General features: G+C 71.4%; 17 protein-coding genes. 1 reads left to right on the top strand and 16 read right to left on the bottom strand.

The window, feature by feature from the left end:
- The coding region (thiC, locus tag HYV93_00800) for a phosphomethylpyrimidine synthase ThiC (GenBank protein ID MBI2524497.1) at positions 1 to 1,209 on the top strand (1,209 nt) is incomplete at its 5' end.
- A 4-nt stretch (positions 1,210 to 1,213) separates the two neighbouring features.
- Here thiC and HYV93_00795 read toward each other — a convergent pair.
- The 16 genes from HYV93_00795 to HYV93_00720 all read right to left on the bottom strand — a co-directional run bounded on the left by HYV93_00795 (position 1,214) and on the right by HYV93_00720 (position 20,260).
- Entirely contained in the window at positions 1,214 to 1,450 is a 237-nt protein-coding gene (locus HYV93_00795; GenBank protein ID MBI2524496.1) for a sulfurtransferase TusA family protein, read from the bottom strand.
- Between the two features lie 56 nt (positions 1,451 to 1,506).
- On the bottom strand, positions 1,507 to 2,940 hold the full coding sequence (locus tag HYV93_00790) for a sigma-54-dependent Fis family transcriptional regulator (GenBank protein MBI2524495.1): 1,434 nt from the start codon (positions 2,938 to 2,940) through the stop codon (positions 1,507 to 1,509).
- A 215-nt stretch (positions 2,941 to 3,155) separates the two neighbouring features.
- Positions 3,156 to 4,241 (bottom strand): PAS domain-containing protein, encoded by a 1,086-nt coding sequence (locus HYV93_00785; protein MBI2524494.1) that lies wholly within the window; start codon positions 4,239 to 4,241, stop codon positions 3,156 to 3,158.
- Between the two features lie 13 nt (positions 4,242 to 4,254).
- On the bottom strand, positions 4,255 to 5,256 hold the full coding sequence (tsaD, locus tag HYV93_00780; protein MBI2524493.1) for a tRNA (adenosine(37)-N6)-threonylcarbamoyltransferase complex transferase subunit TsaD: 1,002 nt from the start codon (positions 5,254 to 5,256) through the stop codon (positions 4,255 to 4,257).
- An 8-nt stretch (positions 5,257 to 5,264) separates the two neighbouring features.
- Positions 5,265 to 6,149 carry a divergent polysaccharide deacetylase family protein gene (locus tag HYV93_00775; GenBank protein MBI2524492.1) on the bottom strand — a complete coding sequence of 295 codons (885 nt, stop codon included), beginning with the start codon at positions 6,147 to 6,149 and terminating at the stop codon, positions 5,265 to 5,267.
- A gap of 18 nt (positions 6,150 to 6,167) precedes the next feature.
- Positions 6,168 to 7,460: a S41 family peptidase gene (locus HYV93_00770; protein MBI2524491.1), complete on the bottom strand. Its 1,293-nt coding sequence runs from the start codon at positions 7,458 to 7,460 to the stop codon at positions 6,168 to 6,170.
- A 31-nt stretch (positions 7,461 to 7,491) separates the two neighbouring features.
- The gene (locus HYV93_00765) at positions 7,492 to 8,700 is read right to left on the bottom strand and encodes a peptidoglycan DD-metalloendopeptidase family protein (GenBank protein ID MBI2524490.1); all 1,209 of its coding nucleotides are present in this window, start codon (positions 8,698 to 8,700) and stop codon (positions 7,492 to 7,494) included.
- The gene (locus tag HYV93_00760) at positions 8,697 to 9,581 is read right to left on the bottom strand and encodes an ABC transporter permease (GenBank protein MBI2524489.1); all 885 of its coding nucleotides are present in this window, start codon (positions 9,579 to 9,581) and stop codon (positions 8,697 to 8,699) included. The genes HYV93_00765 and HYV93_00760 overlap by 4 nt, the downstream gene beginning before the upstream one ends.
- 67 nt (positions 9,582 to 9,648) lie before the next feature.
- On the bottom strand, positions 9,649 to 10,320 hold the full coding sequence (locus HYV93_00755; GenBank protein MBI2524488.1) for an ATP-binding cassette domain-containing protein: 672 nt from the start codon (positions 10,318 to 10,320) through the stop codon (positions 9,649 to 9,651).
- 26 nt (positions 10,321 to 10,346) lie between these two features.
- The gene (gene gatB / locus HYV93_00750; GenBank protein MBI2524487.1) at positions 10,347 to 11,795 is read right to left on the bottom strand and encodes an Asp-tRNA(Asn)/Glu-tRNA(Gln) amidotransferase subunit GatB; all 1,449 of its coding nucleotides are present in this window, start codon (positions 11,793 to 11,795) and stop codon (positions 10,347 to 10,349) included.
- 56 nt (positions 11,796 to 11,851) lie between these two features.
- Complete coding sequence (gene gatA / locus HYV93_00745) at positions 11,852 to 13,321, bottom strand: Asp-tRNA(Asn)/Glu-tRNA(Gln) amidotransferase subunit GatA (protein MBI2524486.1); 1,470 nt, start codon at positions 13,319 to 13,321, stop codon at positions 11,852 to 11,854.
- Between the two features lie 3 nt (positions 13,322 to 13,324).
- On the bottom strand, positions 13,325 to 13,624 hold the full coding sequence (gene gatC / locus HYV93_00740) for an Asp-tRNA(Asn)/Glu-tRNA(Gln) amidotransferase subunit GatC (protein ID MBI2524485.1): 300 nt from the start codon (positions 13,622 to 13,624) through the stop codon (positions 13,325 to 13,327).
- A gap of 39 nt (positions 13,625 to 13,663) precedes the next feature.
- Complete coding sequence (locus tag HYV93_00735; GenBank protein ID MBI2524484.1) at positions 13,664 to 15,856, bottom strand: UvrD-helicase domain-containing protein; 2,193 nt, start codon at positions 15,854 to 15,856, stop codon at positions 13,664 to 13,666.
- Between the two features lie 50 nt (positions 15,857 to 15,906).
- Positions 15,907 to 17,745 carry a glutamine--fructose-6-phosphate transaminase (isomerizing) gene (gene glmS, locus HYV93_00730; GenBank protein ID MBI2524483.1) on the bottom strand — a complete coding sequence of 613 codons (1,839 nt, stop codon included), beginning with the start codon at positions 17,743 to 17,745 and terminating at the stop codon, positions 15,907 to 15,909.
- A 39-nt stretch (positions 17,746 to 17,784) separates the two neighbouring features.
- A complete protein-coding gene (gene glmU / locus HYV93_00725; protein ID MBI2524482.1) occupies positions 17,785 to 19,188 on the bottom strand; it encodes a bifunctional UDP-N-acetylglucosamine diphosphorylase/glucosamine-1-phosphate N-acetyltransferase GlmU in 1,404 nt (467 codons plus the stop codon).
- A gap of 115 nt (positions 19,189 to 19,303) precedes the next feature.
- On the bottom strand, positions 19,304 to 20,260 hold the full coding sequence (locus HYV93_00720) for an RluA family pseudouridine synthase (protein ID MBI2524481.1): 957 nt from the start codon (positions 20,258 to 20,260) through the stop codon (positions 19,304 to 19,306).
- Positions 20,261 to 20,553 lie beyond the last annotated feature (293 nt).

Genomic DNA, 20,553 nt, shown 5'->3' with positions numbered 1-20,553 from the left:
GTGAAGATAAACGCCAACATCGGCAACTCCGCGGTGGCCTCCTCCATCGATGAAGAGGTGGAGAAGCTGGTCTGGGCCACCCGCTGGGGCGCGGACACAGTTATGGACCTCTCCACGGGCAAGAACATCCACACTACCAGGGAGTGGATTATCCGCAACTCGCCGGCGCCGATAGGCACTGTGCCCATCTATCAGGCCCTGGAGAAGGTGCGCGGTAGGGCGGAGGACCTGACCTGGGAGGTCTACCGGGACACCCTCATCGAGCAGGCCGAGCAAGGGGTGGACTACTTCACCATCCACGCGGGCGTCCTGCTGCGCTACGTCCCGCTGACGGCCCGGCGGATCACGGGCATCGTCTCCCGCGGCGGCTCCATCATGGCCAAGTGGTGCCTGGCGCATCACCGGGAGAGCTTCCTTTACACCCACTTCAGGGAGATGTGCGAGCTCCTGGCGGCCTACGACGTGGCATTCTCGCTGGGCGACGGCCGCCGGCCGGGGTGCCAGGCTGACGCCAACGACGAGGCCCAGTTCGCCGAGCTGGACACGCTCGGCGAGCTCACGCGAGTTGCGTGGGAGCATGACTGCCAGGTCATGATCGAGGGGCCGGGGCATGTGCCCATGCACCTCATCAAGGAGAACATGGACCGCCAGCTCGCCGTCTGCCAGGAGGCGCCGTTCTACACCCTGGGGCCCCTCACCACCGATATCGCCCCCGGCTACGACCACATCACCTCGGCCATCGGCGCCGCCATGATCGGCTGGCTCGGCACGGCCATGCTCTGCTACGTGACGCCCAAGGAGCACCTGGGGCTGCCGGACAAGCAGGATGTCAAGGACGGCGTCATCGCCTACAAGATCGCGGCGCACGCAGCCGACCTGGCCAAGGGCCATCCCCGGGCGCGCGAGCGGGACGACGCGCTCTCGCGCGCCCGGTTCGAGTTCCGGTGGGAGGACCAGTTCAAGCTGGCCCTGGACCCGGAGACGGCACGGGCCTTCCACGACGAGACGCTCCCGGCCGAGGGGGCGAAGCTCGCCCACTTCTGCTCGATGTGCGGCCCGCACTTCTGCTCGATGAAGATCACCCAGGACGTGCGGGAGTACGCGGAGAAGCAGGGGCTCGACGAGGCAGCAGCGCTGGCGCAGGGGCTCAGCGAGAAGGCCAAGGAGTTCAGGAAGACCGGCGGCGAGGTGTACGTGCCCCGCCCGTAGCCCCCTACTGCACTCGCCGGATGAGCGCCCGGAAACCGCCGTCCAGGCTCTCCACCGCCAGGAGCGCATGCCCGGTGCGCTTGCTGAAGGCCTGGATGTCGGGGACGAAGCCCGGATCGGTGGCCAGCACCTCCAGGACCTCGTTGACGCCCAGGATCCTCATGGCCCTGGAGACCTCGACCACGGGCCCGGGGCAGAGCGTGTCACGACAGTCCAGGGTTCGATGTGCTGCGCTCGCCATGTGACCCCTCCGAACATGATGTTTTGCAAGCATTATGCAATTCTCGGTCGGAGTTGTCAAGAATCTATTTCGCCCGGGGCCATGCCGTGCTCCCTGAGCTTCTTCCGGAGCGTGTTGCGGTTGATGCCGAGTAGCTGGGCGGCGCGAACCTGGTTGCCCGCCGCCTCCCGCATCACCGCTCGCAGCAGCGGCTTCTCCACGAGCCCCACCATGAGGGCGTGCAGGTTGGCAGAGGCCCGGCCGCGCAGCCCACGCACGCACTCGTGCATCTTCCGCTCGATCACCTCCTCCAGGCTCGCGTCGGTGGCGACGCCAGCCGCCGCCGACACGGGACCGATGGGCAGGTGCTCGGGCAGGATCACGCCCGGCGTCGCCATCACCATGGCGCGCTGGATGACGTTCTCCAGCTCGCGGACATTGCCCGGCCAGTCGTGGCCCACGAGCCGGTCCATCGCCTCGGGGGCGATCACCCGCTCGCCGAGCGAGTCGGCGTATTTCGCCAGGAAGTGGTCGACGAGCAGCGGGATGTCGCCGCGCCGCTCGCGGAGCGCCGGAAGCTGGAGCGTCACCACGTTGAGCCGGTAGAAGAGATCCTCGCGGAAGCGTCCGCCCGCCATCAGGGCCTCGAGGTCCCGGTGGGTGGCCGCCAGCACCCGGACGTCCATGCGGATCAGCTCGTGGCCGCCCACTCGCTCGAAGGCGCGCTCCTGGAGCGCCCGGAGCAGCTTCACCTGGAGCTCGAGCGGCATGTCGCCGATCTCGTCGAAGAAGACCGAACCGCCATGGGCCAGCTCGAGCTTGCCCAGCCGGCGTTCCCGGGCGTCGGTGAAGGCACCCTTCTCGTGGCCGAACAGCTCGGACTCCAGCAGCGTCAGCGGGATGGCGGCGGCCGAGATGCCGACGAACGGACGGCCGGCCCTCCGGCTGTAGTGGTGGAGCGCGCGGGCCACCACCTCCTTGCCTGTCCCTGACTCGCCCCGGAGGAGCACGCTCACGTCGCTGCCAGCCACGCGACCGATGGTCTTGTACACCTCCTGCATGGTCGGGTGGCGCCCCACCAGCGCGCCGAATTCCCACACCTCCTTGAGCCCCGTCCGGAGAGCGGCCACCTCCTGGGTGAGCCGCCGGGCCGACAGCGCCCGCTCGGCCACCAGGAGCGCCTCGTCCAGGTCAAACGGCTTGGCGAGGTAATCGTAGGCGCCCCGCTGCATGGCCTGGATGGCCGTCTCCATGGTCCCGTGGGCCGTCATGACGACCACCTGCAGGTCCGGCCGCAGCGCCCGTAAGCGCCCCAGCAGAGTGAGCCCGTCCATCCCCGGCATCCGCACGTCCAGAAGCACCAGGTCGAAGGGCTGGGCCTCGGCCTCCCGGAGCGCTGCCGTGCCGTCCCCGGCCGCGGTGACCTGGTAGCCGGCGCTCCGGAAGCCCTTCTCGAGGACCCAGCGGAGGCCATCCTCGTCGTCGGCGATCAGGATCCGTCCGTCAGCCATCTAGTCTCCCGTCCCAGGAGTTCATCGACACGCGGCGCCGGGTGGGGCAGGGGGCCCTCCCCGCGGAACCGTGGCTTCTGCGCGATCCCGGAGCCGAAGACCTCGATCTCGTGGGTCGCTGCGAGACGGAGTCGCGGGTGGCGACTCAGCGTGTTCCGCGGGGAGGGCCCCCTGCCCCGGCCGGCGCCTTGGCTTCGGATCTCTGAGATGGGACATCATCGCGCCACCGGGAGGAAGCACGACACCGTCGTCCCGCGCCCGGGCTCGCTCTCCACCTGGATGGTGCCCTTGTGCTCCTCGAGAATGCGGTGGCACAGGGCGAGCCCCAGCCCCAGCCCCCGCTCCCGGGTGGTGAAGAAGGGCGTGAAGAGCTGGGCTCGCGTCGCCTCGGGAATCCCCTGGCCCTCGTCCACGACCTGCACTTCCGCCAGGCTCCGGGGGCCATGCCCCAGGTCCACCTTGGAGAAGAGCGGGTTCAGGCTGAGCCGGGTGATCAGGGTGAGCCGCCCCCCCGCGGGCATTGCCTCCAGCGCGTTGCGCACGAGGTTGTGGAAGACCTGCAGCATCCGGTCCTCGTCGACGAGGATGGCAGGCAGGCTCGGGTCATAGCGCCTGATGATCTGTACGCCCTGCTGCGCGGCCATCTCCTGCGAGAGCAGCGCGACCCGCTCCAGGAGCTGGTGGAGGTTCAGCGGCGCCAGCCGCAGCGTCACCGGGCGGCCCAGGTCCAGCAGCATCTCGATGATGCGGTTGACCCGGGTGACCTCGTTGAGCAGGACCTCGGTGTACTCGCGGAAGCGCGGGTCGTCACCGAGCTCGCGCTTCATGAGCTGCACGGCCCCGCGGATGGCGGTGAGCGGGTTCCGGATCTCGTGGGCGAGCCCCACCGCCATCCGCCCCACCGTCGCCAGCGTCTCGCCGCGGCGCACCTCGGCCTCCAACTGGCGCAGGCGCGTGATGTCCCGGATCACGGCGACTGCCGCGGCGACGGCACCGCCGCGCGCGGCCAGGGGGGCCGTCATGACGCTCACGTGCAGAGGCCGGCCGTCGACCCCCTCCACCACCGCCTGCGCCTCCGAGCGGCTCTCGCCCGTGGCGAGGGTGTCGGTGAGATGGCGGACCAGGGAGGTGTCCGGGGGAAAGAGGTCCTTCAGCATGCGCCCCGTCGCCCGCCGGGCCGAGCGGCCGAGCAACGCCTCGGCGGCCGGATTCCAGAGGACGATCCGCAGCCCCTCGTCGACGCCCACGACGGCATCCGGCAGGCCCGCCAGGAGGGCCTCGTAGTCGAGCCGCACGCTCATGGACGGCGCTCGCTCATGCCAGCGCCAGGTCGGGGATGGCGTTGAGCGTGAGAGGCGCCCGTTCGCCGGCCACGAGACGGTCATGGCCCGCGGCGGCGATCATGGCCGCATTGTCGGTGCAGAGAGCGCGCGAGGGCACGTGGAGCTGCCAGCCGCGCTGGCGGCACTCCGCCTCGAGTCCCTCGCGGAGCGCCCCGTTTGCGGCCACGCCGCCCGTGAGCACGAGGCGCCGCAGGTGCGCGCGCTGGGCCGCCCTGACGGTCTTGCGCACCAGCATCCTCACTACCGTGGCCTGGAAGGAGGCAGCCACGTCGGCCACCTGCCGCGGGCCCAGCGGAGCGTGGCGCTTGACGTGAAGGGACACGGCTGTCTTGAGCCCGCTGAACGAGAAGTCCGGCGCCCCGTCGCTCATCTGCGCTGTCGGAAACCGGATGGCCCCGGCATCCCCGGCGCGGGCGACGCGCTCGATGGCGGGCCCGCCAGGGTAGCCCAGGCCGAGCAGCTTGGCCACCTTGTCGAAGGCCTCACCCGCGGCATCGTCGCGGGTCTGACCGATGCGCTCGTAATCCCCGCCCCCGCGGGCGAGGTAGACCGCCGTGTGGCCGCCCGAGACGACCAGGGCGAGGAAGGGCGGGGCGGGCGCCGGCTCCTCCAGGTAGGCGGCGTAGATGTGCCCCTCGAGGTGGTTGACCCCCACGAGAGGGAGCTTGTGGCAGTAGGCGATGGCCTTGGCCACGGAGCAACCGATCAGGAGAGAACCCACCAGCCCCGGGCCCTGGGTGACTGCGATGCCGTGGAGATCGGGGAGCCCGACGCCGGCCTGGGCCAGGGCCTGCGTGATCACCGGCAGGACGACTTCCAGGTGCCGGCGCGAGGCGAGCTCGGGGACGACCCCGCCATAGGGCCCGTGCACCGCGTCCTGGGAGGCGACCACGCTGCCCAGGATCTTGCGCCCCCCGTCCAGCACGGCCGCCGCTGTCTCGTCGCACGATGTCTCGATGCCCAGGACGAGCATCGGAGCCCCTACCGCACCACGTGGGACACGGGCACCATCCTCACCCGTGCGGCCTCCCAGCGAGGAACGTACTCCTTCAGGAGCCGGATCGTGAGCGGATGGCCGTGGGCCAGGACGATGGCCTCGCCCCGTCCGGCTGCCAGTCGCCCGGCCTCCTCCCAGCGGGCCCGGAGCGCCTCCTCGCCCCCTCCGGCGTCGATGAGCACCTGGCGACGTCCGGCGCGCAGGCCCAGGCCTCGGGCCTCATCGTAGGCGACCGACAGGTTGCTCGTGACGGCGTCGACGAACAGGAGCCGTCGGGCCCGGAACTGCTCGAGGACAGCCCGCATCCGGGCGCGGTCCTCGGTCATGCGGGAACCCATGTGGTTGGTGACGCCCACCGCCGCCGGCAGGGCTGCCAGGTGCTTCACCAGCAACCGCGCCGTCGCCTCCGGGGCCATGGCCAGCATGAGCGCGCCCGGCCCCGGATCCATCTCTGGGTAGCGGTACGGCTCCATCGGAAGGTCCAGCAGGACCTCCATGCCGGCCCGGGCCGCCTCCCCGGCGATCCACTTGGACAGCGGCAACTCCGGCAGCACCGCCACCGAGACAGGCCGCCCGACATCCTTCAGGAGATCGAAGACGTCGCGCCGGCTCCCCAGGTTGTCCACGATGACGGCCAGCCGCGAGAGCCCGCCATCCGGAGGCGGGGCTGGCGGTTGCGGACGCTGCATCGGCCGTGGCTCGGTCGGGGAGACGCCCCCCTGGGAGGACCCAGCCGGGGCGGGGGCGAGGAGGGAAAACCCCAGGAGGCTCGTCTCCCCCTGACGCGCCTGCCACTGATCCAGCGCGAGCACGGCGACCAGGAGGGCGCCGATGAGGCCGGCCAGAGCCTTCCAGACCCCGGCCGACATCCCGCCCCACCCCGCTCTCTAGCGGACCTGAGCCTGCGTCCCCGCGGGAGCCGGACGCGTCCGGTCGAGGATGCGCATGGCTTTGAGCAGGTCCAGGGCCCGCTGCAGCTGCGGATCCTTCTTGAGGTCCTCCTGGGGCTTCGTCTCGACGTGCGGGCTCGTGGGCTTGGCCGCGGGATCTGTCGCGGGGGGCGCGGCCGCCGTGACCTTCGGCATCTCCACGAGGATGTCGGGCGCGACACCCTTGCCGTGGATCGAGCGCCCCTTCGGGGTGAAGTACTTGGCCGTGGTGAGCCGGAGGCCGGAACCGTCGGATAGCGGGATGATCGTCTGCACGGATCCCTTGCCGAAGGTCTGCGTACCCAGGACCACGGCCCGCCCGTGGTCCTGCAGCGCCCCGGCCACGATCTCGGAGGCGGAGGCGCTGCCCTGGTTCACCAGCACGACGATGGGGAAGTCCAGATACACGCGCTTGGCGTTGGCGTTGAACCGCATGTTCTGGTTGCGCACGCGCCCCTCGGTGTAGACGACCATCTTGCCCGCCTCGATGAACTTCTCCGACACCTCCACGGCCGAGGTGAGCAGGCCCCCGGGGTTGTTACGCAGGTCGAGCACGAGCCCCTGGATCTTGCCGTTCTTCGTGAACTTCTCGAGCGCCGCCTCCATGTCGTGGGACGTCTGCTCCTGGAACTGGCGCAGGCGGATGTACTCGATGCCGGGCTCGAGGGGCACGGCGCGCACGGACTGCACGTGGATCTGCTCCCGGGTGATCTCGAAGTCCCTGGGCTCGGTGAAGCCCTCGCGCATGATGCTGATGACGATCTTGCTGCCCGGCTTGCCGCGCATCCGCTTGACCGCGTCGATCAGCTGCATGTCCTTGGTCGTGATGCCCTCGATCTTCACGATGCGGTCCCCGGGCTGTAGCCCGACCCGGTGGGCCGGCGTGCCATCGATGGGCGCCACGACGGTCAGGACGTCATCGCGCAGCGTGATCTCGATGCCGAGACCCCCGAAGCTGCCGCTGGTCTCCACCTGCATCTCGCGGTACATCTCCGGGTCGAGGAACGAGGAGTGTGGATCGAGGCCGCGCAGCGTGCCCTTGATGGCGCTGTAGATGATGTCCTTGGCCGCCACCTCGTCCACGTACTGGCTCTGGACGATGGACAGGACCTCGGTGAAGAGCCGGAGGTTCTCGTAGGTCGCCGCCTGGTCGGTCCCCTTGCTCGCCACGCCGCCGCCCACCGACAGCGTGAGCACGAAGAGCAGCGCCGAAACCATCGCGACCTTCTTGACGTGCCGAATCGAACCCATGTCCCCCGTCCTCCTCTGCGGCCGCGCCGGGTCAGCCCCGGGGCCTCAGCCACTGCGCGGGGTCCTGCGGTTTGCCCTGGTGCCGCACCTCGAAGTACAGGCGCGGCCCCTGGAGCGAGCCCGTGTCCCCCACCGTGCCGATGATCTGTCCCTGCTTGACGTCATCGCCCTCGGCCACCCGGATGTCGGCGGCGTGGGCGTAGAGCGTGTAGTAGTCGTTGCCGTGATCCACGATGATCAGGTTCCCGTACCCGCGAAACCACCCCGTGTACACGACATGCCCGGGGTAGACGACGGCGATGTTCGTTCCCTCGGCCACCTCGATGTCGATGCCGTTCCGGAACGTTTTCGTCCCGAACCGCGGGTGAACCTGCGCGCCGAACTCGCCGACCACCCTCCCGTCGGCCGGCCACACGAGCCTTCCGCGCAGCGCGCCCAGCCCGACGCCGGGCCCCATGTCCCCGGGCACGGAACGCCCGCGCTCCGGCACCCGGGCCGCGCGCCGCTGCCTGGCCTGGAGGCCCCGGATGAAGGCCTCCAGCCGGCGCGTGGCCTCCGACAGCTCGACCACCATCCGATCGTGGTAGGCCCGCTCGTCCTTGACCCTGGCGAGAAGTCCCCGGCGCTTCCCGGCCTCCCGGTCCGCCTCGGCCCGTTCGCTGTCGACCTCGGCCCGGAGCCCCGCCAGCTCCTTGCGCCGCGCCTCCATGCGGACCCGGCTCTCCTCCAGCCCCTCAGAAGTTACACGATACTCTCGAATCATCCGGGCGTCCACCGCGGCCAGGGTGGTGAGATGGCGCAGGCGCACGGCCTGGGCCACGGGGTCGGCACCCGAGAGGACCAGCGGCAGCACCCCCCCCTGGACCTCCAGCTTGTACATCGCGCGGAGGCGGCGGGCCAGCGCCTCCTCCTGCCCACCACGCTGCATCTCGAGCCTCCCGATCTCCGCCTGGAGCGTCGCGATGTCGGACTGGGCCCGCCTGATCCGGGCGTCGAGCAGGGCGACCTGGCGGCGCTTCGCCGCCAGGCGCTTCTCCGTCTCCTCGAGCTGGGTGAGGAGCGAGGCCTCGCGCTTGCGGGCCGCGGCGGCCTTCGCGCGCTCCTCGCGGAGCTGGCGCTGCTTCTGCTGGAGGGTGCGCTCCCTGTCCCCGATCTCGGAGGCATCCTTCCTCGGCTGGGCCCACGCGGCCCCGGCAAGCGCCAGCAGGATCAGCAGCGCCGCCAGCGCTCCGCGCCTCATGCGAAAGAGCGCCCCTTGGCCAGCACCCCGCCGAGCGCGCCCAGCACGGCGCCGCCGCCCAGCAGGAGGAGCATCTCGGGGGCCGAGAGGAATACCGCGCGGGACAGCCCCAGGGTCAGCTTGAGGAGCGGCTCCAGCCGGGGTGCCAGCAGCACATAGCCGGACTCGAGGACCCCCAGCGCGATCACCGCCCCCATGAGCCCCTGCGCCATCCCCTGCAGCAGGAGCGGGAGGCGGATCACACGCTCCGTGGCGCCCACCAGACGCATGATCTCCATCTCGTCCCGCCGGACATACAGGACGAGCGTCGTCGCCGTGGTCACGGTGAGGATCGCCGCCAGGGCCAGCACCGCGCCCACGCCGAGCCCCGTCAGCTGGAAGAGCCGGCGCCACTGGGCCAGGCTCTCCACCCACTCGGCGCCGCCCTGCACCTCCTCCACCTCCGGCAGGGCGACGAGCTGCTGGACCAGCGCGCGGGTGCCGTCGGGGGTCGCCGTGACTTCATCCGGGGTCACCTCCACAGATGCGGGAAGCGGATTGCGCGGGAGCTGGTCCACCACGCTCGACTGGGCCCCGAGGGTGCGCTTGAGTGAATCGAGCGCCTCGTTGCGCGAGACGTAGCGGACGTGCTGGACGCCCGGCAGGGCCTGGACCTTGCGAAGCAGCTCCGCCACGGCCTCGGACCGGGGCTCCTCGCGAAGGTAGGCGACGACCCGGAGCCGCTCGCGCCACTGGGTGACGGCACGCTCGAGGTTGAGGGAGACCAGCCAGAAGCCGCCCAGCGCCGCCAGCGAGAGCGTGATGAGCAGCACGGCCGACAGCCCCACCCGGCCGGCCCTCCGGAGGTCGCGCATCGCCTCGCCCACGAGGAAGGCGAGCATCAACCCTGCCTGGCGGCATGTTGACCGTGGGCCATTTCAGCCGCCGCCTCCCGCAGGGCCCGGCTGATCAACCCTCGTCCTTCGAGATGCGGCCGTCGCGGAGGGTGAGGGTGCGGCGCTTGAGCCCTGCGGCCAGCCCGGTCTGGTGGGTTGCCAGCAGGACCGTGGTGCCGCGGGTCCAGATGTCCTTGAGCAGTTCGAGGATCTCGGCGGCCATCTCCTCGTCGAGGTTGCCGGTGGGCTCGTCGGCGAGGAGCAGCGCCGGAACCTTGACGATCGCGCGGGCCAGCGAGGCGCGCTGCGCCTCCCCCTGCGAGAGCTGGGCGGGGTAGGCCTGGGCGCGGGCCGAGAGCCCCACCGCCTTGAGCGCCTGGAAGGCCCGCGGCGTGATCTCCCCGCGGGGAGCGCCCAGCACCCGCAGGACGAAGGCCACGTTCTCGAGGACCGTCCGGCCAGCCAGGAGCTTTGCGTCCTGGAAGACGATGCCGACGGAGCGACGGAGGAGGGCAACCTGGGCGCGGCGCAGGTTCACGACGTCGAATCCCGCCACCTCGATGTCGCCCTCGGAGGGACGCTCGTCCCGGTACAGAAGGCGGAGGAGGGTGGTCTTGCCGGCGCCGCTCGGACCGCTCAGGACGACGAACTCGCCCTTGCCCACGCTGAACGAAACGTCAGTGAGGGCCGGCAGGGTGGCCGGGCCGACCTCGTAGAGCTTCGCGACATGGTGGAGCCGGATCATGGGCTCCCACCATTCTACTTAACCCTTTAACCTGTCGGAAGTTTTTCCCCCAGCAGCCTGTTGACCAGCCCGGGGTTGGCTCGTCCCTGCGTGGCCTTCATGACCTGCCCCACGAGGAAGCCCAGCGCGGCCTTCTTCCCCGAGCGCCAGTCCTCGACAACCTTCGGGTTGGCGGCCAGCACCTGGTCCACGACACGGGAGAGCTCTCCGGCGTCGGCAACCTGGGTCAGCCCCTCGCGCGCGACGATGGACGGGGCGTCCTGGCCGCTGCGGAACATCGTTTCGAAGACGTCCTTGGCCATCTTGCCGCTGATCGCCCCGTCGTCGATCAGCCGGAGCAGCCCGGCCAGGTTCTGGGGCGGAATCGGACAGGCTGCCACGGCACGGTCGTCATCCGCGGGAAGCTCGCGCAGAAGCTCGTTCAGCACCCAGTTGGCGACGGCCTTGGGCCGGCCTTGCGCCTGGACGGCGGCTTCGAAGTAATCGGCCAGCGCCCGGCCCTGGGTGAGCAGGTCGGCGTCGTACGCCGACAGCCCGTAGGTCGCGGCGAAGCGCTGGCGCCGAGCGGCCGGCAGCTCCGGCAGGCCAGCGCGGATGGCCTCGACCCAGGCGGCGGCGACCCGGAGCGGCGGCAGGTCGGGTTCCGGGAAGTAGCGGTAGTCGTGGGCATACTCCTTGGAGCGCATGGACACGGTCCGGCCGCGCTCCGGATCCCACAGCCGCGTCTCCTGAACGACCTGCTCCCCCGCGCCGAGCGCGTTCCCCTGGCGCCTCACCTCGTGCTCGAGAGCATGCTGCACGTTGCGGAAGGAGTTCATGTTCTTGATCTCCACCTTGACGCCGTACTCCTGGCTGCCCGGCGGCCGGAGCGAGATGTTGGCGTCACAGCGGAGTGACCCCTCCTCCATGTTCCCGTCGCAGACGCCCAGATAGAGGAGGATGGTCCGGAGCGCTCGCAGGTAGCCGGCGGCCTCCTCGGGGCTCCGGAGCTCTGGCTTGGAGACGATCTCCATGAGCGGGACGCCGGCCCGGTTGAAGTCCACGGTGCTCGACGGGGCCGTCTCGAGGGCGCCCTCGTGGACGAGCTTTCCCACGTCCTCCTCGAGGTGGACCCGCTGGATGCCGATGGCGCGCGGGGTCCCGCCCACCTCGATGGCCAGGACGCCGTGCTCCGCCAGCGGCTCCTCGTACTGGCTGATCTGGTAGTTCTTCGGCATGTCGGGGTAGTAGTAGTGCTTGCGGGCGAAGCGGTTGTGCTCGTTGATGCGACACCCCAGCGCCAGCGCCGTCCTGATGCCGAGCTCCACGGCGCTCCGGTTGATCACCGGCAGCACGCCCGGCATGCCCTGGCACACGGGGCAGGTCTGGCTGTTGGGTGCCGCGCCGAAGGCGGTGGAGCAACCGCAGAACATCTTGCTCCGGGTCAGGAGCTGGGCGTGGACCTCGAGCCCGATGACGGTCTCTAGCTTATCCATCTCGCCTGAACGTGGATGAGCTCACGCGGCGGTGCGGCCTCTTCGCCCTGACGGGCTCATCGGGGCGCCGGGTCCAGCGGTGGCTTCCGGCGATGCCACTCGGTGGCCTGCTGGTAGGCGTGGGCGGCCCGCAGCACCGTGGCCTCGTCGTAGGGCCGCCCGATGAGCTGCAGCCCGATGGGGAGCCCCGCCTGCGTGAAGCCCGCAGGCACGGAGACCCCGGGGAGCCCCGCCAGGTTCACGGGGATGGTGAGGATGTCGTTCAGGTACATCTGCAGCGGGTCCGTCTTCTCGCCGAGCCTGAAGGCCACGCCGGGTGTTGTGGGCGCTGCAAGCACGTCCACACGCTCGAAGGCCTGCTGGAAGTCCCGGCGGATCAGCGTCCGCACGCGCTGGGCCTTGCCGTAGTAGGCATCGTAGTAGCCCGCCGACAGCGCGTAGGCGCCGAGCAGGATCCGGCGCTTGACCTCGGCCCCGAAACCCGCCGCTCGCGTCCGGCCGTACATCTCGACGAGGTGGCGCCCGCCGGGCGCGCGGAGGCCGTACTTCACGCCATCGTAGCGCGCCAGGTTGGACGAGGCCTCGGCAGGAGCGATGAGGTAGTAGGCCGGCAGCCCGTAGCGGGTGTGCGGCAGCGACACGCCCTCCGTTTTGGCCCCGAGGCCGCGCAGCACCGCGATCGCCGTCTGCACGGCCGCCTCCACCTCGGGATCGAGTCCTTCGATGAAGTACTCGGCGGGGATGCCGACCCTGAGCCCCTCGACGCCGCCCGCCAGGGCCGCCCGGTAGTCGGGCACGGGGACGTCCACCGAGGTCGAATCCCGGCGATCAGCGCCCGCGATGACACCGAGCACGAGGGCCGCATCCGCCACCGTCTTCGCGAAGGGGCCGATCTGGTCCAGCGACGAGGCGAAGGCGACGAGCCCGTAGCGGGACACGCGCCCATAGGTGGGCTTGAGCCCCACGGCGCCGCAGAAGGCCGCTGGCTGCCGGATGGAGCCGCCGGTGTCCGACCCGAGCGTCGCCGCCGCGAGATCGCCTGCGGCCGCCGCCGCCGAGCCGCCGGAGGAGCCGCCAGGCACCCGGCCCAGGTCCCAGGGGTTCCGCGTCGGGAAGAAGGCCGAGTGCTCCGTCGAAGAGCCCATGGCGAACTCGTCCATGTTCAGCTTGCCGAGGAGGACGGCGCCCGCCGCGCGGAGGCGGGCCACCACCGTGGCGTCATAGGGCGGCACGAAGGTCTCGAGGATCCGGGAGCCGCACGTCGTCCGGATGCCACGTGTGCAGAGCAGGTCCTTGACCGCGACGGGCACGCCGTCGAGCGGCGACAGCGGCCGGCCGGCCGCGAGGCGCGCGTCGGCCGCCGCCGCCTGGCCGAGGGCCGTGTCCCGCGTCACCGTGAGATAGGCTTTCACCCGCCCGTCGAGGGCGGCGATGCGCTCGAGGTACGCCGCCGCCGCCTGGCTCGGGGTCGCTTCGCCGCGCCGGAAGCGCGCCCCCAGCTCCTCGATGGTGAGGCGGGTGAGCATGGCCTACTCCTCGATGATCCGGGGCACGCGGAAGGCTTCGCCGCTCGGCTCGGGGGCGTTGGCCAGCATGTCCGCCTGCGGGAAGGAGGGCTCGGGCTCGTCCTCCCGCATCACGTTGATGAGCGGGACGGCATGGGAGGTCGGCTCCACGCCCTCGGTGGGGAGCGCCTGCAGCGTGTCGATGTAGGAGAGGATCGCGTCCAGCTCGCGGCGCATCCGCTCCTTGTCGGCGGCGGAGAGCTCGAGTCGCGCCAGGCGCGCCACGTGCTCCACCTGCTCGATCGAGATCTTCGGCTCACTCACGCTCGCCCCTTCGCGCGCCGGCGGGGCCGCCCCGCGGCATCAGTCGAGCTCCTCGAGGTGCGCGTACTGGAGGGACAGGCGCTTGCGCCCGACGCTGGCGAAGTGCACCGTGGCGATCACGTCGTCTCCCTCGCGCTCGATCCCCACCAGGAGCCCCTCGCCCCAGCGCGCGTGGCGGAGCCGGGCGCCCACGCGGAAGGGCAGGTCCTCGTCGGGCTCGGCCGGCGGCGCCGCCAGGGCCGTCGCGCGCGCTGGCATCCGCGGCTCGGCGGCCCGGGAGGTGAGGAGCGTCACGGCCTCCTCCGGGATCTCCAGCAGGAAGCGTGACGGCTCGCCGAGCCCGTACCCATGCAGCCGCCGGTGGAGCGCGTAGGAGAGGAAGAGCCGCTCCCGGGCGCGGGTGAGCCCCACGTAGCAGAGCCGCCGCTCCTCCTCGAGCTCGTCCGGGTCGTTCATGGAGCGCGAGTGCGGGAAGACACCCTCCTCCATGCCCGTGAGGAACACGGCGGGGAACTCGAGCCCCTTCGCCGAGTGGAGCGTCATGAGCGTGACCCCCGTGGGGTCGTCCGAGATCTCGTCGGTGTCAGCCACGAGCGCGATGGAGTCGAGGAAGGCCTCCAGGGCGCCGTCGCCCGCCGGCTCGGCCGCGCGGGCGGCGATGAACTCCTCGGAGGCCGCGATCAGCTCCTCCAGGTTCTCGAGGCGGGCGTCGGCCTCCGCCGTGCCCTCGGCCTTGAGCGCCGCCCGGTAGCCGGTACTGCCCAGCACCTCGTCGATGAAGGCCGGCAGGGGCAGCGCGGCCCGCCGCTCCTGGAGCCGGGCCGCGAGCCGCGCGAAGTCCCGGAGCCCCTGCCGCGGCCTGGCCGCGATCTCCGGCGGCAGCTCGGCGCAGGCCGCCAGGAGGCCCATACCGCTCCGGCGCGCCATCGCGTCCAGACGGTCGAGCGTCGTCCGCCCGATGCCGCGGGAGGGCGCGGCCACCGCCCGGCGGAAGGCGACGTCGTCCCGCTGGTTCACGGCGAGGCGCAGGTAGGCCAGCACGTCCTTGATCTCCCGCCGCTCGTAGAAGCGCACGCCGCCCACGATCAGGTGCGGGATGCTCGCGCGGCGGAGCGCGTCCTCGAGCACGCGCGACTGGGCATTGGTGCGGTAGAAGACCGCCACGTCGCGGTACTCCGCGCCCCGGCCGCGGAGGTCGCGGATCGCGCGGGCCACGAAGGCCGCCTCCTCGGTCTCGTCCCAGGCCCGGTAGACGGTGGCCGCCTCCCCTTCCGCGTTCTCCGTCCAGAGCCCCTTGTCCTTGCGCGCCGTGTTGTGCTCGATGACCGCCGAGGCCATGCGGAGGATGCGTTTCGTGGAGCGGTAGTTCTGCTCGAGGGCCACCACGCGGCAGTCCGGGAAGTCCTTCTCGAAGTCGAGGATGTTCCGCAGATCCGCGCCGCGCCAGCGGTAGACGGACTGGTCGGGGTCCCCCACGACGCAGAGGTTGCGGTGCTCCTGGGTCAGGAGCCGCACCATCCGGTACTGGGCGCGGTTCGTGTCCTGGTACTCGTCCACGAGCACGTGCTGCCAGAGCTCCCGGTACCAGGCGAGCGTGTCCGGCGCGGTCTCGAAGAGGCGGACGCCCAGGAGGAGCAGGTCGTCGAAGTCCACCGCGCCGATCCCGCGCAGCCGGCCCTCGTAGAGCCGGTAGAGCGACGCGAGGCGCTCCTCGCGCGGCGTCCGCGCGACACGCTCCACCTCCTCCACCGGGAGCATCTGGTTCTTGGCGTGGCTGATGCGGTGCACGGCGGCCGCCGGCGTGAGTTCGCGCTCGTCCACCCCGAGCTCGCGCATGGCCTCCCGCACCAGCGTGAGCCGGTCCTCCTCGTCGTAGATCACGAAGGATGGGGCGAGCCCCACGCGCGAGGCGTGGGCGCGCAGGAGCCGGACGCACGTGGAGTGGAAGGTGGCGATGAGCGGCGGGCGGATCCCCGCGGGGAGGACCAGCTCCTCGACGCGCCGGCGCATCTCCTCGGCGGCCTTGTTCGTGAACGTGACGGCCAGCACGTGGCGCGGCGGCACCCCCTCGACGCCGAGGAGATAGGCGATTCGGTGGGCGATGACGCGCGTCTTGCCGCTGCCGGCGCCCGCCAGGACGAGGAGCGGGCCCCGGGTGGCCATCACGGCTTCGCGCTGCACCGGGTTCAGGGGACCGAGGATCGCCTCGCGGCTTGCGTCCGGACGGAGCATGGGCACCTACGATACCACAGGGGAACGGCCGGCCCCGCCGCGGCGGCGGCCTACTCGACCGTGACGGACTTGGCGAGGTTGCGCGGCTGATCCACGTCGCGGCCGAGCCGCACCGCGACGTGATAGGCGAGGAGCTGGAGCGGGATGGCCATGAGGATGGGCGTGAGGAGGTCGCTGGCCACGGGCACGGGAATCACCCAGTCGGCCTTGGCCTTGATCTCCTTGTCCCCCTCGTGGGCCAGCGCGATGACGCGCCCCTCCCGCGCGCGCACCTCCTCGACGTTGCCCATCATCCGCTCGTAGGTGCCGTCGCGGGGCACCAGCGCCACCACCGGCATCCCGTCGTCGATGAGCGCGATGGGCCCGTGCTTCATCTCCCCCGCCGGATACCCCTCGGCGTGCAGGTACGACAGCTCCTTGAGCTTGAGCGCGCCCTCGAGGGCGATGGGGAAGTTGATCCCGCGCCCGAGGAAGAGGAAGTTCTTGTAGTGCGAGAGGTCCCGCGCGAGCCCGGCCAGCTGGGGCTCCAGCTCGAGCGTCTTCTCCATGAGCCGCGGCAGCTCGAGGAGCGCCTGCACATGCTTCCGCCCTTCCTCCGGCGGGAGCGCCCCGCGCCGGCGGCCGAGCCAGAGCGCCAGGAGGTAGCCGGCCATCATGGTGGCCGTGAAGGTCTTCGAGGAGGCCACGCCGATCTCGGGCCCGGCGGGCGTGTAGAGGATGCCCGTCGCCTCGCGCGCCAGCGCCGAGCCCACCACGTTGGTGATGCCGACGATGGGCGCTCCCCGCGCGCGGGCGGCCTTCACGGCACCGAGCGTATCGGCCGTCTCGCCGGACTGCGACAGCGCCACCACCAGGGTGTCCGGGCCCACCACGGCGTCGCGGTAGCGCCACTCGGAGGCGACATCCACCTCGGCCGCGATCCCCGCGAGCCGCTCGACGAGGAACCGGGCGACGATGGCGGCGTGATAGGAGGTGCCGCAGGCGAGCAGCACGACGCGCTGGATGTCGTGGAGGACCTCGGGGTCAAGCGAGATGTCGGGCAGCACCACGCTGCCGCTCTCGGGCGACACGCGCCCGCGCAGCGTGTCCGCCGCCGCCCGGGGCTGCTCGTAGATCTCCTTCAGCATGAAGTGGCGGTAGCCGCCCTTCTCGGCCAGGATGGGGTCCCACAGGATGCGCGTGGGCGCGCGCTCCACGGGCGCCCCGTCGAGCTGGCTCAGGTCGACGCCGTGGCGCGTGACGACGGCCAGATCGCCGTCCTCCAGGATCACCATGTCGCGCGTGTGCATGAGGATGGCCGGGATGTCGGAGGCGAGAAAGGTCTCCCCCTCGCCCAGCCCCACCACCACGCTGCCCGCGCCGTGCTTGGCGGCCACGAGCCGATCCGGCGCGTGGCGCGAGAGGACCGCGATGGCGTACGAGCCGCGCAGCTCCCCCAGCGCCCGCCGCACCGCCTCCTCCAGCTTCGGGGTGTCCTGGAGATGGCGCTCGATGAGGTGCGCGATGACCTCGGTGTCGGTCTCCGAGCGGAATTGGTGGCCCTCCCGCTGGAGCCGCTCCTTGATGGGGAGGTAGTTCTCGATGATCCCGTTGTGCACGACCACGAGAGTGCCCGAACCGTCGGTGTGGGGGTGGGCATTGTCGTCCGTGGGGCGCCCGTGCGTGGCCCAGCGGGTGTGTCCCACGCCGGCGGTCCCCTTCACCGGCTGCTCGCGGAGGAGCCCTTCCAGGACCTTGATCCGACCGGCCGCCCGACGCACCTGGAGCCCGTCGGGGCCGAGCACGGCCACCCCCGCCGAGTCGTAGCCGCGGTACTCCAGGCGCTTGAGCCCGTCGAGGATGATCTCGACGGCGCTCTTGTCACCGATGTAGCCGACAATCCCGCACATCGCTAGCAGGCCGCGGCCTGGGGGGTGTGGAGCATCGTGCTAGCCCTCGGGCGGCTGCGTCTCGCGGGGGCGCGCCGCCCGGCGGCGGGCCGCCCACCCCTCGCGCAGCTCCTGCCGGCCGCGCGCCACGGCGAGCGCGTCGGGCGGCACGTTCTTGGTGATGACCGAACCCGCCGCCACGTAGGCGCCCTCGCCGATGGTCACCGGGGCCACGAGGCTCGAGTTGGTGCCGATGAAGGCCCGGTCGCCGATCACCGTCTCGTGCTTCTTCACGCCGTCGTAGTTGCAGGTGATCGTGCCCGCGCCGACATTGGCTCCCTCGCCCACGGTGGCGTCTCCCACGTACGAGAGGTGCGGCACCTTGGCCCCGCGGCCGATGCGCGACTTCTTGAGCTCCACGAAGTTGCCGATCTTCGCCGTGGGCCCCACGTGCGAGAGCGGGCGCAGGTGGCAGAAGGGGCCGAGCTGAGCGCCGTCCTCCACGCGCGCCTCGGTGAGCACGCAGTAGGGCTTGAGGGCGACGCCATCGCCCAGCCGGCTCGACACCACGTGGCAGCCCGGCCCCACCACGCAGTCGCGCCCGATGACGGTCTGTCCCTCGAGGATGACGCCGGGATAGAGCACGCTGTCGGCCCCGATCCGCACGCCGTCGTCCACGAAGGTCGAGGCCGGGTCCAGCACGGTGACGCCCTCGGCCATGAGCCGCTCGAGGATGCGTCGGCGAAGGATGGCCGCGACCTCGGCGAGCTGCTTCCGGTCGTTGATGCCGAGGCATTCGACCGCATCCGGCGCGACCACCGCCTCGATGCGTCGGCCCTGGCGGTGGAGGATCCCGATCACGTCGGTGAGGTAGTACTCGCCCTGGTCGTTCTGCGGCGTCACCTGCGCGAGCGCTGGCCAGAAGGCGGGCGCCTCGAAGCAGTACACGGCGGTGCCGATCTCGCGGATGGCGCGGTCCGCGGGCGTCGCGTCGCGGTGCTCGACGATGGCGATGGGCCGGCCGCCCTCGCGGATCACCCGGCCGTAGCCGGTGGGATCCTCCAGCTCCGCCGTGAGCAGGGTGGCGGCGGCGCCGGTGGCACGATGCTGCTCCACGAGGCGACGCAGCGTCGGCTCGCCGAGCAGCGGCTGGTCGGCGGGGATCACGAGGAGCGTCCCCTCGCCGCCCCCGCAGGCGTCGGCCGTCTGGAGCACGGCGTGCCCCGTGCCGAGCCGGTCCTTCTGCTCGACGAAGGTCAGGTCGCCGGCCTCACCGACCGCGGCCCGCACCTCGGCGGCGGCGCGTCCCACGACGACCACCACCCGCGCCCCCAGAGCCCGGCACACCGCCACGGGATAGGAGATCAGGGGGCGGCCACAGAGCGGGTGCAGCACCTTTGGGAGGCTCGATCGCATCCGCTTGGCCTCGCCGGCCGCGAGGATCACCGCGGTCAACTCTGGCATGGCAACTCGATTCTAGCACGCGGCGTGCCAGGGGGCGCGACGGTCACCGGCCGCTGGGGAAACGGTTGCTGATGCGACCGTCTCGCCCGCGGTCAACATGCCCCGGCCATGTTGATCATGGCGCCCTGTCGCGCAAGCGACACAGCAGGCGCTCCATTCTGTCGGGCAAAGGAGACACGAGCTCCACGGGGGTGCCAGAGCCCGGATGAATGAAGGCCAGCCCCGCGGCGTGGAGCGCCACACCGTCGAGCTCCCGGATGAGCCGGGCCAGCTCGGGGTCGCTGACGGAGGCCGACCGGCGCCGGCCGTAGGTCTCGTCTCCCAGCAACGGGTGGCCCAGCGAGGCCAGGTGCACGCGGATCTGATGAGTGCGTCCCGTCTCGAGCCGGCACTCGAGGAAGCTGACGTCCGGAAAGCGTTCGAGCACCGTGTAGCGCGTCACGGCCCGCTTGCCCGTGCCCACCCGCGCCACGGCCATGCGGGTGCGCGAGCGCGGGTCCCGCGCCAGCGGGGCATCGATCACGCCGCTCGCCGACCTCACCGCGCCATGGACCAGGCAGAGATAGCGGCGGCTGACGCTGCGCCGCGCGAGCTGCGAGGTGAGCGCGCCATAGGCGCGCTGCGTCTTCGCCAGGACGATCAGGCCGGACGTGCCCTTGTCCAGCCGGTGGACGATCCCGGGCCGGCCGGGGCCCCCGACCCCCGCGATGCCGGGGGCATGGGCCAGCGCCGCCGCCGCCAGCGTGCCTGAGCGCTGCCCCGCCCCCGGATGCGTCACCATCCCCGCGGGCTTGTCCACCACCAGCACGTCCTCGTCCTCGAAGACGATGCGGAGCGGGATCGCCTCCGGAGCCATGCTCTCGGGCGGCGGCGGAGGGATGAGGACCTCCACGCGCTCGCCCGCCCGGAGCCGGCGCGCCGCCTTGACGGCATGCCCGCCCACGCGCACCTCGCCGCCCTCGATCAGCGCCCGGAGCCGCGTGCGGGAGAGATCCGGGAGACGCCCGGCCAGCCATCGGTCGAGCCGCGTCCCGGCCTCGGCATGGGCGACCGTGTCGGCCCAGGTCTTCAACGGCCGTCCTCGCGAGCTCGCCAGCCGGGCCTCCCGTGACTGACCGCGACATGACGACGGAGATTGAGCACCTGCACGGTGGCGCGGCTGACCGTGGCTCGAACCAGCGCTATGCGGGTCGAAGCCGAGCCGGCCGGCGAAGGAGTGAGGCTCTGGCCCGACGCGGGACTTCAACAGCGTCGATCCATTCCCCTGGGTAGAGATAGTCCCCACCGCTCGCGTCCACGATCCGGAGGTCGCCCTCCCGTGCCGCGTCCCGATCGGGGAGGACGCAATAGATCTTGTGCAACTCC

Source organism: Candidatus Rokuibacteriota bacterium (assembly GCA_016188005.1).
GTDB lineage: Bacteria > Methylomirabilota > Methylomirabilia > Rokubacteriales > CSP1-6 > UBA12499.
Note: the sequence above shows the minus strand (reverse complement) of the source record. Positions and strands in the feature narration are given on the sequence as shown.

What these genes read in the sequence shown, in the direction of transcription:
- HYV93_00795 (MBI2524496.1), bottom strand. Translation starts at nt 1,450, where the DNA reads ATGGCGAGCGCAGCACATCGAACCCTGGACTGTCGTGACACGCTCTGC.
- HYV93_00790 (MBI2524495.1), bottom strand. Translation starts at nt 2,940, where the DNA reads ATGGCTGACGGACGGATCCTGATCGCCGACGACGAGGATGGCCTCCGC.
- HYV93_00785 (MBI2524494.1), bottom strand. Translation starts at nt 4,241, where the DNA reads ATGAGCGTGCGGCTCGACTACGAGGCCCTCCTGGCGGGCCTGCCGGAT.
- tsaD (MBI2524493.1), bottom strand. Translation starts at nt 5,256, where the DNA reads ATGCTCGTCCTGGGCATCGAGACATCGTGCGACGAGACAGCGGCGGCC.
- HYV93_00775 (MBI2524492.1), bottom strand. Translation starts at nt 6,149, where the DNA reads ATGTCGGCCGGGGTCTGGAAGGCTCTGGCCGGCCTCATCGGCGCCCTC.
- HYV93_00770 (MBI2524491.1), bottom strand. Translation starts at nt 7,460, where the DNA reads ATGGGTTCGATTCGGCACGTCAAGAAGGTCGCGATGGTTTCGGCGCTG.
- HYV93_00765 (MBI2524490.1), bottom strand. Translation starts at nt 8,700, where the DNA reads ATGAGGCGCGGAGCGCTGGCGGCGCTGCTGATCCTGCTGGCGCTTGCC.
- HYV93_00760 (MBI2524489.1), bottom strand. Translation starts at nt 9,581, where the DNA reads ATGCTCGCCTTCCTCGTGGGCGAGGCGATGCGCGACCTCCGGAGGGCC.
- HYV93_00755 (MBI2524488.1), bottom strand. Translation starts at nt 10,320, where the DNA reads ATGATCCGGCTCCACCATGTCGCGAAGCTCTACGAGGTCGGCCCGGCC.
- gatB (MBI2524487.1), bottom strand. Translation starts at nt 11,795, where the DNA reads ATGGATAAGCTAGAGACCGTCATCGGGCTCGAGGTCCACGCCCAGCTC.
- gatA (MBI2524486.1), bottom strand. Translation starts at nt 13,321, where the DNA reads ATGCTCACCCGCCTCACCATCGAGGAGCTGGGGGCGCGCTTCCGGCGC.
- HYV93_00735 (MBI2524484.1), bottom strand. Translation starts at nt 15,856, where the DNA reads ATGCTCCGTCCGGACGCAAGCCGCGAGGCGATCCTCGGTCCCCTGAAC.
- glmS (MBI2524483.1), bottom strand. Translation starts at nt 17,745, where the DNA reads ATGTGCGGGATTGTCGGCTACATCGGTGACAAGAGCGCCGTCGAGATC.
- glmU (MBI2524482.1), bottom strand. Translation starts at nt 19,188, where the DNA reads ATGCCAGAGTTGACCGCGGTGATCCTCGCGGCCGGCGAGGCCAAGCGG.